This window comes from Leptothoe sp. EHU-05/26/07-4 (genome assembly GCF_043421015.1).
Taxonomy (GTDB): Bacteria; Cyanobacteriota; Cyanobacteriia; order Phormidesmidales; family Phormidesmidaceae; genus Leptothoe; species Leptothoe turfae.
The window spans coordinates 1,136,155-1,148,154 of the sequence record NZ_JAXSQV010000002.1 but is presented as its reverse complement, the minus strand read 5'-3'; the positions used below and the strand labels follow the sequence as shown (position 1 = coordinate 1,148,154).

The following is a 12,000-nucleotide window of genomic DNA, read 5'->3' as shown; positions in this document are numbered from 1 at the left end:
ACGACGGCAATCAACTACGAGCCAATACTACCGAAGTTGTGTCCATTTCACCTCGATTTCATCTGCCCTATGGCACTCTGTGGAAGCTTTTATCAGATACCGTTGGGAGGTTATATGAAATTCGTTTTGTTGTTTAGTTCACTACTGGCCTTGAGCTTCTCTATCGCTCCTCCTGGGGCACTTGCCCATGTGGGTCATGGGGATGAATTCCAGGCAACGGGCGGCGTGAACCGTGTGGAGATCAATGCTGAAACCGACCCGCTGCTCGGGATTCAGGTAGCCCCAATTGAACCTGCCACCGATGGCAGCGCCGCTGTCCTAATTCCGGTGACGGCCCTTGTGGACGATAACGGTCGGCAATTGGTGTTTGTGCAGTATGAAAGTTTCTACGAACCGGTGGATGTGGTCACTGGCCCTACCCAGGGCGAACTGATTGAAATCACCGCAGGTCTATCAGTGGGTGAGCAACTGGTCATCCAGGGCAGTCTGTCGCTCTATGCCGAATCACGTAAAACCCAGGCCGCCACTGGCTTAGAAACCGATGGGGCTTCTCCAACCGCCGTCGCCCAAACCATTGAAACTCTTGAAACTTCAGAGCAACCTGTTGCTCAGGTTAGTGCCGACCAGTCCGGTGGTCTGCCGCTAAAAGCGTTGGCCACAGGCGGAGTCATTTTTGTGGGAAGTGCGATCGCACTGCTAGTCAGCAGTCGCAACAAGAAAAAAGAACTCCTCTAATCAGGCAGACGCCCTCAGATCACTATGTTGAACTCGATTCTGGATCGAATCCTAAAAAACTCCATTGCCCAACGATGGCTCATCGTAATGTTGGCCATTATCGTCACCCTTTGGGGAGCGTTTAGCATCACCCAGATGCCGCTGGATGTCTTTCCCCCCTTTGCCCCACCGCAGGTGGATATTCAAACGGAAGCCATTGGGTTAGCCCCCGAGGAAGTAGAAACCCAGATTACGGTGCCTATGGAAAGTGCCGTAAATGGTCTGCCAGGGGTGACCACCGTGAGATCGTCTTCCAAGGTAGGTCTGTCTATGGTGCAGGTGATATTTGAGCAAAACGCTGACATCTACAGAGCCCGTCAGGCCGTTACAGAACGCCTGCAACAGGTGGCCAACCAGCTCCCCGAGGGAACCCATCCCCCTGAGATTTCTCCCCTCGTTTCTCCCTTGGGCACTATTCTGCAGTATGCCTTTACCGTAGAAGACACCGGGCAAACCTCACTGATGGAGCTACGCCGTTTGGTAGAGGTCACCCTCAGCAACCAGATTCTCTCAGTACCCGGTGTTTCTCAGGTAACCGTTTACGGCGGTGAAGAGCGTCAGCAGCAGGTCTTAGTTGACCCAGAACAGCTGCGGGCGCTCAATCTCTCCCTCAACGATGTGACCAAGGCGGCCCAGGCTGCCAATGCCAATGCGCCGGGTGGTTTTCTAATTGGCGGTGGCCAGGAACTGCTGGTGCGCGGTATCGGTCAGGTGCAGTCCATTGCCGATTTGCAACAGTCTGTGGTGAAGGTTCAGGACGGTGAACCAATTCTGTTGCGGGATGTGGCCCAAGTGCAAACCGGGGCAGCCCTCAAGCGCGGCGATGCTAGCTTTAACGGCCAGCCCGCAGTGGTGTTGATGATCAACAAACAGCCGGATGTGGACACACCCACAGTCACTAAGGCTGTGGAAGCTGTCATGGCGTCTTTGCAGCCCACTTTTCCCACGGATGTGCAGGTGGTGCGTACCTTCCGTCAGTCCAACTTTATTGACTCTGCCATTCGCAATGTCAGCGGCTCCCTGGTGCAGGGCATCATCATTGTCTCGGTGATTATGCTGCTGTTTTTAATGAACTGGCGTACGGCGATTATCACCCTGAGTGCTATTCCCCTATCCTTGCTCATTGGTTTGTTGTTTATGAAGACCTTTGGCCTGGGCATCAACACCATGACCCTGGGGGGACTGGTGGTAGCCATTGGTTCCGTGGTGGATGACGCCATTGTGGATATGGAGAACTGCTATCGCGGTCTACGGCGCAACCAGGCCGAGGGCGGTCCTAAATCTCCTTTTCAGGTGGTTTACGAAACCTCGGTACAGGTGCGGCTGGCGGTGATTTTCTCCACGGTGATCATTGTGGTGGTGTTTGCTCCCATTTTTAGCCTGACGGGTGTGGAAGGGCGTATCTTTGCTCCCATGGGCTTGGCCTATCTGTTCTCCATTGCGGCCTCCACACTGGTGGCCATGACCCTTTCTCCAGCACTCTGTGCGATTCTCCTGGCAAATCAGCCCCTGCCCCAGGAGGGGACTTGGGTATCGCGCTGGGTGGAGCGGCTGTACCGCCCGTTGTTAAATCTCTCCATCAGAGCACCCCAGCTGATTTTGGCAGGGGCATTGGCGGCACTGGTGGCAACGGTGACTGTGGTGCCCTCCCTGGGGAGAGTGTTCTTACCCGAGTTTCAAGAGAAATCTCTTGTGAACTCCATGGTGTTGTTTCCCGGTATCTCACTGGATATTACCCATGGTGCAGGCAATGCCTTAGCGACGTCTCTCCAGGACAACCCTTTATATGAATGGGTGCAGGTACGGGCGGGACGGGCACCGGGGGATGCAGATGGTGCCGGGGTGAACATGGCCCATGTGGATATTGAACTGAGTGATCTGGCCCTGAGCGATCGAGACGCCAGCGTGCAAGAACTACGGGAGACATTTCTTAAGCTGCCTGGTGTGGCACCGAATATTGGCGGGTTTATCTCCCACCGGATGGATGAGGTGCTGTCTGGGGTGAGGAGTGCGATCGCAATCAAAATCTTTGGCTCTGACCTGGCAGAATTACGCAGTATCGGTGAACAGGTGCGCGATGTAATCGAACCTATTGCAGGTGTAGTCGACTTGCAGCTAGAACCTCAGCTCCCCATTCGCCAGGTACACATTCAGTACAACCGCGAAGCCGCCGCCACCTACGGCCTCAATATGGCCGCCATCTCAGAGCTGGTGGAAACAGCCCTAAACGGGCGTATAGTCTCCCAAATACCTGAAAACCAACAACTGATTGACATTATCGTCGGTCTTCAAGACTCTGCTCGCAATAGCCTGGACGCGATTCGAGCAATCCCCCTCTCCACACCCACTGGAGAGAGCATTCCGCTGGAGACCGTAGCCACCGTAGACTACGGTATGGGGGCGAATGTGGTGAATCGAGAAGATGTATCTCGACTGATTGTGGTATCAGCCAATGTAGCCGAGCGAGATTTAGGTAGCGTTGTCGGCGATATTCAGACCCAGATTCGCCAAAATGTGACTCTGCCCAATGGCTACTTTATCCAGTATGGCGGTCAGTTTGAATCTGAGCAGCGGGCTACCAACAGTTTGCTGGTGTATAGCCTCCTGGCGGCCATCGCCATTGCCGTACTGATGTTTTTCTCAGTCAAATCTCTACCGGCCACTGTGGCTATTATGGTCAATCTGCCCTTAGCGCTGGTGGGTGGCATTGTTTCCATTCTGTTGACGGGGGGTGTTATGTCCGTTGCCTCACTGATCGGTTTTATTACCCTGTTTGGTGTGGCCGTACGCAACGGATTGTTGCTGGTGGATAACTACAACAGAAAATTTGCCCAGGGAATGCATTCCAAAGATGTGATTGCCCAGGGGGCTTTAGAGCGAGTCAATGCCATTTTGATGACGGCCCTCACCTCTGCCCTGGGAATGCTGCCCCTGGCCCTGGCAAGCGGAGCCGGGAACGAAATTCTACAGCCGCTAGCCATTGTTGTGTTGGGTGGTTTGTTTACATCTACGGCCCTTACACTACTGGTGCTTCCCGCCCTCTATGCCCAGTTTGGTCGATGGTTAGTCCCTGGTCTTAAACAGATTAAAGAGACTTAAGTTGAGGAGACTTAAACTGCGAGAAGGTTGAGAATCTGTTGTGCTTTGCAAATATGTCCCTGCTCAAACAGGGCGTCAGCCAGGGCATGGTATGTATCGGCAACCTTCTCTGTATAGGCCCGGAGCAAGGTTCTGTCCGTGAAATCTTGACGGATCTCTTCTTGTACCTTCACTGCTTGCCCATAGAAGAGAATGGTCAGTTCCGGTTGTTCTTGAGACTTAAACAAGAATCCTAAATTTCTCAATGTGTTTTCTTCCCCTCGCCGGTCGCCAATCTCGCGAGCGATCGCAAGTCGTTGCTGATAACATTCTACGGCCTCTTCATAGTGTCCCAGGTTGCGATACCCTACGCCCAAGTTCCCCAGAGCATTGCCTTCCCCCTGTTGGTCACCCAGCTCAACCGTAATTACCAGCTGTTGTCCATAGAGGTCAATGGCCCGCCCATAATCCCCCAGTTTTAGATAGGCATTGCCTAAATTTCCGAGGGTATCGCTTTCTCCAGGGCGATCGGTAATTTCACGGGCGATCGCAAGTCGTTTATAATAAACTTCAATCGCCCGTTCATAGTGCCCCAGGGCAAAATAAGCATTGCCCAAATTTCCCAGTGCTTTACCATGCTCCACCTGGTCCCCAAGTTCACAAACAATGGCCAGCCGCTGCCTATACAGTTGAATCGCCCGCTGCTGCTGCCCCAAGCCAAAGTAAACACTGCCCAAATTGCCGAGGACTCTTCCTGCTCGCTTTTGATCGCCAATGTCACGCACAATGGCTAAACTCTTTTCGTAGCAATCAATCGCCCGCTCATACTGCCCCAAACTGTTATACACCAGACCCAGATTTCCCAGCACTCTACCTTCACCGGGTCGATCTCCAAGTTCGCTGGAAATATTGAGTGCCAACTGCCAGGTTTTAAGGGCCGTCCCCAATAGACTTGCCTGATACTGTTCAATGCCTTGCTGCATTAGCTCGTCTACTTTTAGCCGAACAGCAGCACGGTAGTTGACTGTTTTCTTTGCCTTCCCATCCTGGGTTGCCTGGGCTAAGGTATCAAATGCAATGGCTGGCAGTACCGTTGCGGAGATAGTTTTGAGGATAGGTAAACCCATGGGTAAGTCTCAAAAAGGACTGCCCAGTAATTACATGAGACTGGTTTAATATTCCGAACCCATGGCCGTAGCTGTTACTAATCAAAACAAAACTATGACTAATAAGAGCCCTTGTTGTTTTTCTTGTAAAGGTGCTTGAAAATTTCAGGGGTGATGTGGCAAGACATTTGCTCATTATCAAGCCTTGAGAGAATTTAAGCTAAAAATTACTGGCTAGGGTAGTTCTACTAAGCCAGCAGTGGTTAACTTTTCTCTTGAGAATTTGTTTTCTTCACTTGGGTCACACGCCAGCTCAGCTTTAGGTTCATCCAGAAATTCCAGGCGGTAACGACTGCGATCGCAATCAAGTTTGCTAAATATCGATATTGCTGCCCAAAGATGACGTTAAAGATCAGGTTCAGCAGCAGCACGTTTAGCACCAACCCCGACAGGCAGACCACATTAAATTTAAGGAATCGTTTGAGCCGGGCTCCCCAACCCTGTTGCGATCGCGAAATGTCTGCAAAGGTCCAGGCATCATTCCACAAAAAGTTATTTAAAATCGCCACTTCTCCCGCCACAATTTTGCTGCGGGTTAACCCCCAGGCCAGGGTGCTTGGGTCACTCAGCAAATAGAGCACCGCCATATCCACAAACACGCCGCTCAGCCCCACCAGGCCAAACCGCAAAAATCGACCGATGGGAAATTTCTGACGGATGCGGGCAATGCGACCCTGAGATCGCAACCGTACCAAATGGCCCAAATACTCCACATACTGTTTCCAGGTGACTTTGCTTTCTCCTGCCTTACGCTCTTGGAAAACATAGCCCACCTCGGCAATGTCGCCCACATGGCCGCGACCAATCACCTCCAGCAGGATTTTGTAGCCCAGGGGGTTGAGGGTATGGCCAGCAATGGCGCTGCGACGCACCATAAAATAACCGCTCATGGGGTCGCTCACCCGACCGACAACCCTGGGTAAAATCAACAGCCCCAACATCTGCGCCCCGCGCGACAAAAAACGCCGCAACGGGCTCCAGTCACTGACGCCACCCCCTTCAATATGACGGCTGGCCACGGATAGATCAGCCCCATCTTGCACATGGTTCACCATGTGCTTCAGGGTCTCAGGCGGGTGCTGTAGATCCGCATCGATGACGCCTAAAATTTCTCCCTGCGCCACCTGCCAGCCTCGGATTACCGCTGACGATAACCCTCGTTCTTCCTGCCGCCGCATCACCCGTAGCTGGGGATAGTGAGATGTGAGCTTTTGGGCCACTTCCCACGTTTTATCGGGGCTGTCATCGTCCACTACAATCAGCTCGTACTGGTCTGGCAACAGATTGTCCAGTAGCGCCACCAGGTGCGCCACCAGCTTGCCGACATTCTTGCTTTCGTTATAGGTGGGAATAACCAGAGAAAAGGGTAGATTCGCAGGGGTAGATGCGATCCTTAGCGGCCCTTGGGGAGGCTTAACCAGCTCAGAGATATAAGTCATCGATAAATATCTACAGGAGATATAGCTGTTGCTGATTTAGAGGATGAATTGCTCCGTAAAACTTGCTAAAAGCCTAAATTTGACAGATGGAATCATCGTTCGGATCAGCAGCACCGGGATATAAATTACCGTTCAGGTCCATTGCATGCAACTCACCTGTATGGGTTAGTTGATAGTACTTTAACTATTGTTTTAGACTACGGTTTCGTTAATATTTAGGTTACTGCTTAGTCTGTATAAGTCCGCGATAGAACGGATATTTACCAAAGGTACCCAATGACTTAAAGGATATACTCATTGCGGTGTCATGATCATTATCCCCTCTGAATAATACGGAGGTTAGGGTCCCTTTGCCAGTGGCAGCACAGGGGACGTCAGCATAGCAAATATATAGAAATGACGACTCGCCCTGGTTGACGAGTTCTGACGCTAACTGCTCAATGGCCTCATCGGTTTCGGTGCGAAAAAAAGTCTTCAATCGCGCACTGGGCCAGAGTTGTTGGGCAATCTGCTGCTGTGCCATGGCAACCCAGGGTTCGTTATAGGTGGCTAAGGCGGCAATGGCAGGGGCCACAGGCCCATGGTTACTGGGCAGAGAAATAGAGTTTGTTTGAGGATCGACGTAGGTATTCAGACCGCCATTCACCAGATTGGCATGGGTTCCCACCGTTAGCATCAATGCTACAGCGGCCATAGCACCCCAGCGTTTCGGGCTATCTGGCCACAGTTGATCGAGCCCAGCGGCCACTATCAAACCGGTGAGCGGTACCAAGATTAGATACAGTCTAGGCCCCCACTGTGGATCGTCGACTCCAGATGGGGCAATCAGGGGAACTGCGATCGCAAACGTCACCCCTATCACTAGCAGCACCATGCTGGCAGCACGTGTTCGTCCCTGCATGATCCAGGGCAGTCCCAACGCCAGGAGCACCGCCGGGAAATAACGCACCAGGGAAACTACCATGAACCCATAATTACGCCCAATCTGAGCGAACCTTTGCCCAAGGGATAAGGGGGCGTGCCAAACATAGATGCCCAAGGGATGGCCATAAATAACGCTGTTAACGCCAAGTAGGCCCAATACTGTTAGCGCCATCGCCCCGGTAAAGGCAATCACTAAGCCCAGGGTTAATCCCTGGGGCACAATCACCCATAATCGTTTGGGTAGTCGAGATGCATGGCTGGCCACTGTCATGGCTGCCAAGATGATGACCATACACAAAAACTCTGGTCGTAACCATACCGACAGTCCGATACAGGCACCATTCACTAGGGCCTCATTGATGCTGATGCGATCGTTTGCCCCCTGGGGTAAAGCATGTAACAAAAGCCCGGACAGCCCCCAAAAGGCCAGTGCTACTGCCAGGGTATGCTCCCAGTACATGGCTCCATACAGGGTCAGAGGCGATGCCAAAATCATTAGCCCCAAGCTGAGGGCGATGAATCGTGAGCGGATTTGCCATACCCGACACAGCTGCCAGAACCGGAGCCAAATGATCCACAGGGAAACCAGTGGCACCACATAAAAACCGTAGTAGCCCATCAGCGCATAAAACGGAGCGGTAATCGCTGGAAAGGCAAACGGAAAGGTAATAAAGTAATTGCCCTGTTGTTCATAGGCATAGGGCGGTGCAAAGGGATACAATCCCTGTCGCCAGAGGGTTAACACCCAGGTTGGTTGGGGAATCTCTAAGGAGGCCTGCCATGTGCCAGTGCTAAACTGTTGGGCCAGGAGGGCTTTTAAACCCGCATCGCTGCTGAAAAATACTCCATCGCGGTTGTGTACCTGCAGGCCTAGACTTAACCCTATTCCTAATATCAATATGAGTCCAGGTAAAATCCAGGACAACCACTTCCTTGATTTGAGCATTACATAGTTAGATTTTTAAGCTTAGTATTTATCTGTATTCTTACGGACTTGCCAGAACAATTGGTCCATAAGCTTGCTAACTTCCACAGAACTTTATGCTTTGCTCAGTACAGACGGTCTAATACTTGCAACAAGCTTTAAAATGGCCATGGTTTTTGCAAAGCTTTCCTAAACGATCGATCTAATGGGTTGCTCTTGGCTGCCAACTAACTTGTTACCGAAGGCTCAGCTAAAAGTTGTTGTGCTTGCCAGAAATAGGCTGACATCTAGGCTGACATCGTTGCCAACAAGAGTCTAACCACGACCAGCATTGGCGTAGAAAATCTAGATAGAACAAGTAGGAGTACAATTAAGAGCACAAGCACTTGCAGTCGTAGGAGTGATGGGCAGACATACTATTAGCAGCCCCCCGTCAGCTTGCGCATGGACGGGGGGCTGCCTCAGATTAAAGCTTACCCATATCAGGCAAACTTGTTTGAATCATGATCTTGGTTAGATCGCGTATTTTCTAAATCGCATCTAAACGGCACTCAACGCGGGAGCTTGCATAGAATCGATCAAAATCTGCGCAATCTCAGGACGAGTGAACTCAGCAGGTGGCTTCTTTCCGTCTCTTAGCATGGCGCGAACCTTGGTGCCAGATAGGTGAATGCGATCTTCCTTAGCGCTGGGGCTGGTCTTAGCCGTCGCCATACCGCCAGTCAGTTTGCAGTAGAAGGCATGCTCAAACTTAACGGGCTGAATTTTCAATTCATCTGCATTGAACTCGCGGAACAACGTCTGCGCGTCGTAGGTCCCATAATAGTCACCGACACCAGCGTGATCACGACCAACAATGAAGTGAGTGCAACCATAGTTCTGACGTGCGATCGCATGCATAATTGCCTCACGAGGACCGGCATAGCGCATGGCTGCGGGGAAAACACCCAACAAGGTGCGATCCTTAGGATAGTAAAGGCTCATGATAGTCTCATAGCACTTCACTCGAACATCTGCTGGGATATCGTCAGACTTAGTCATACCCACCAGTGGGTTAATAAAGAGGCCATCAACAGTCTCAAGGGCTGTTTTAGTGATGTACTCATGGGCCCGGTGGATAGGATTACGGGTTTGGAAGGCCACAACAGTATTCCACTCGCGGTTAGCAAATTCCAGGCGAGTCTGCACAGGGCTAAGACGATACTCCAAGAAGTTGTCGTAAGGAATATCATTAACCAGTGAGATGGGACCCCCTAAATACACAGGCCCCTCAGCCTTCATGGCCTTCACACCGGGGTGAGCATCCTCAGTGGTAAGATAAACATTCTGGGCTTCGTGGTCTTGGTCAGGGGTGAACTTACTCTTAACTGTCATGACTGCCAGAATCTCGCCATTGGGATGAGCTAGGGCTATCTGGCTATCTAGGCGGCACTTTTCAGCGTCTGATTCAGGAATTTGTAGCGTTACAGGAATGGACCATGCTAGTCCATTGCTGAGACGCATATCTTTAACAATTGAATTATAGTCAGCTTCATTTACAAATCCTTCTAGGGGACTGTAGATACCGGTTGCAATACACTGCAAATCAGCAATGTTGCGCTTAGAAAGCGTAATACGTGGTAGCGCATGCGCCTGTTCAAAAGTATCCTGACGCTCATGGCCTTCCAAAGAGCGATTGATTAGCTGTTTACCATGGGGCTCAATTAAACCTGCAGACATAGTTCATCTCCTTTGCGTCTTTATTCTTAACCCAGAATACATTCAACAATAAAAATCGAAAAAACAAGCCTCGGACATACGCCTGTGATTGTTCTTCTCTTCTCCAATTAAGCAGTTTTTTGCAGTTTATTCCAGTGAGAAATCGATGGGGGATGGCCACAAAGCATACTGTGAACATTGGCTAGTCTTTGTTTGAGCAAAACAAAACAACTAGCTAAAAACATTCTCAGCAAACTACATGTGCAAGAGACAACCCTCACATCAGTTAGCCAAAATTATCTGAATAGAAGCACACCCCTACGACACCAACCCCTGAGAATGGTTAGCTTTAAACGTCATGAAATGATAGTAAACAAGCCTACATTTACAAATACTTTATGCCTTTGTCTATGCTTTTTCATACTTCCTTTTGTCTAGATCTATATATTCAACATAATTATTTCCTTCTGGCTGTAGATTATCTTCTAGCCATATAAATTGCTGTCTTTAGTTATACACATCGTTTAATCATAGATGTCATTGACCTTTACTCGCTTGAAGCCAGTATCGGCCTTTAGAGCTTAAAAAAAGCTCAAGTGAGATGCCCTTTTATCAAACAGTAGATGCCTGGCAGCTACTTACTTTTTGGGTAAGCGATTGCAACTAGAACATCATTCACTACAGTCTATACAGCGCAATTTTTAATAGCTCTATGCGGCATTTAGTGACCACTTCACTCCTATGTGGGTGCTATCGTTGCCAAGCATCATGGCTGTCAAAGCCCTTTCCATATTTTCTAACTATGGTCCCTGCACAAACTCTAACGTAGCCTAAACAATAATACTTGTTTAACTCAATCATTAAAAAACTGCCAACAGTTCCATGGAATGAATGTTTTTATTCGATCAGAATTAATTGTTGATGTCGTTTTCTGTATTTCTTCCAGAGTATAAAAAGTAGCGTTGACTCATCAGTAAAAATGCTTTGATAGTTTGTATCGAATACAACATGAATCCTGAACGTATTGATGCTACAGGAGCTTGATAAACAAACAATGTTTTCTAGAAATGTCGAGTCATGGGGCAACTCTGATAAGAGCAGATTGTCAGCAGGGAGAAATCCTTGGTATTCCTGGACTATGTTCTTTCTACCCAGATGAATAGGGCAACCAACTTCGAAAAAAAATCAAAGTTAACAAAAATCAAATAAAGCTGGTATTATTACTGACAACGTTTATTTTTAAGATAGTCTAAAGTCCTATAAAAGCTTCATGTTCTTTAGGCCAAATGGCTGATGGAATAAGTTTTGAGACTATTATGGGCTTAAGTACAGGTTCTTCCTTCTGGAGGAGTATGCTGCTTTTTGTGGTGTGAAACGTTGGGAGTGTAAATATACAAAAATGTGTTGAGCATATTGAAAAACCATATGGTTGTTAATCTTTCTCATTGAAATCTTACTTAGGTGTTTTTGAGAGATTGTTGACCTTTTCACACCTTTTTCTAGTGCTTGGCTAAGGGTTTCTATACTATCTGATAGCCGTCTAGAAAGTGGTTTTAATTTTGACAATTAGCCTATGCTTGTAGGCTATTTCGATTTGTTAGCGTTTGTGTTGCAAAGGCGGCTGGTGTTCTGTTTCGAGTATGAACAAGCTGCTTTTGCTGTTGACTAGTTGTTTTTAGCAAGTTTCTTAAGTAGTTGTTGTCTGTGCTGGCAATACTCCCACGATTATCACGGTTTTTCTGGGATGGCAGGTTGTTTTTGTCAATTTTGCTGCATTTATAAATGCGTTACCTTGCTATAAGTAAGGCTCTCAAGGGTGTCTTGGTGTTTTGATCGACTGCTCTTCAAGATGGTTTTTGCATGCAGAGTGAGTCTCTGCATGCCGATTAAGTTGTTGTGCATACGCTATTTTAACAACGAACAGTTGTTGACACTCAATGAGCGCATTGATGGGTTGCTAACCGGCTTCAGCTGTAGTACGCTATGGCGTACAGCC

6 protein-coding genes are annotated in these 12,000 nt (G+C 49.1%); 2 read left to right on the top strand and 4 right to left on the bottom strand.

From position 1 onward, the window contains the following. Nucleotides 1–114 precede the first annotated feature (114 nt). Both U2F10_RS06640 and U2F10_RS06635 read left to right on the top strand, forming a co-directional pair. Nucleotides 115–735, top strand: a complete 621-nt coding sequence (locus tag U2F10_RS06640; protein WP_163670853.1) for a permuted SH3 domain-containing protein — start codon at nucleotides 115–117, stop codon at nucleotides 733–735. Between the two features lie 24 nt (nucleotides 736–759). Then, nucleotides 760–3,873 carry an efflux RND transporter permease subunit gene (locus U2F10_RS06635; RefSeq protein ID WP_499060022.1) on the top strand — a complete coding sequence of 1,038 codons (3,114 nt, stop codon included), beginning with the start codon at nucleotides 760–762 and terminating at the stop codon, nucleotides 3,871–3,873. Between the two features lie 11 nt (nucleotides 3,874–3,884). Here the strand turns inward: U2F10_RS06635 and U2F10_RS06630 are convergent, their stop codons facing one another. The 4 genes from U2F10_RS06630 to sat all read right to left on the bottom strand — a co-directional run bounded on the left by U2F10_RS06630 (nucleotide 3,885) and on the right by sat (nucleotide 10,025). After that, nucleotides 3,885–4,979, bottom strand: coding sequence for a tetratricopeptide repeat protein (locus U2F10_RS06630; RefSeq protein ID WP_499871389.1), 1,095 nt, complete (start codon nucleotides 4,977–4,979; stop codon nucleotides 3,885–3,887). A 242-nt stretch (nucleotides 4,980–5,221) separates the two neighbouring features. Next, complete coding sequence (locus U2F10_RS06625; protein ID WP_499060018.1) at nucleotides 5,222–6,457, bottom strand: glycosyltransferase; 1,236 nt, start codon at nucleotides 6,455–6,457, stop codon at nucleotides 5,222–5,224. A 220-nt stretch (nucleotides 6,458–6,677) separates the two neighbouring features. Next, nucleotides 6,678–8,279, bottom strand: coding sequence for an LA_3751/LA_3752 family putative glycosyltransferase (locus U2F10_RS06620; protein WP_499060016.1), 1,602 nt, complete (start codon nucleotides 8,277–8,279; stop codon nucleotides 6,678–6,680). A gap of 567 nt (nucleotides 8,280–8,846) precedes the next feature. After that, nucleotides 8,847–10,025, bottom strand: a complete 1,179-nt coding sequence (gene sat / locus U2F10_RS06615; RefSeq protein WP_163670843.1) for a sulfate adenylyltransferase — start codon at nucleotides 10,023–10,025, stop codon at nucleotides 8,847–8,849. Between the last annotated feature and the right edge of the window lie 1,975 nt (nucleotides 10,026–12,000).

Coding starts and splice junctions, on each gene's coding strand:
- U2F10_RS06640 (WP_163670853.1), top strand. CDS start 115: ATGAAATTCGTTTTGTTGTTTAGTTCACTACTGGCCTTGAGCTTCTCT.
- sat (WP_163670843.1), bottom strand. CDS start 10,025: ATGTCTGCAGGTTTAATTGAGCCCCATGGTAAACAGCTAATCAATCGC.
- U2F10_RS06630 (WP_499871389.1), bottom strand. CDS start 4,979: ATGGGTTTACCTATCCTCAAAACTATCTCCGCAACGGTACTGCCAGCC.
- U2F10_RS06625 (WP_499060018.1), bottom strand. CDS start 6,457: ATGACTTATATCTCTGAGCTGGTTAAGCCTCCCCAAGGGCCGCTAAGG.
- U2F10_RS06635 (WP_499060022.1), top strand. CDS start 760: ATGTTGAACTCGATTCTGGATCGAATCCTAAAAAACTCCATTGCCCAA.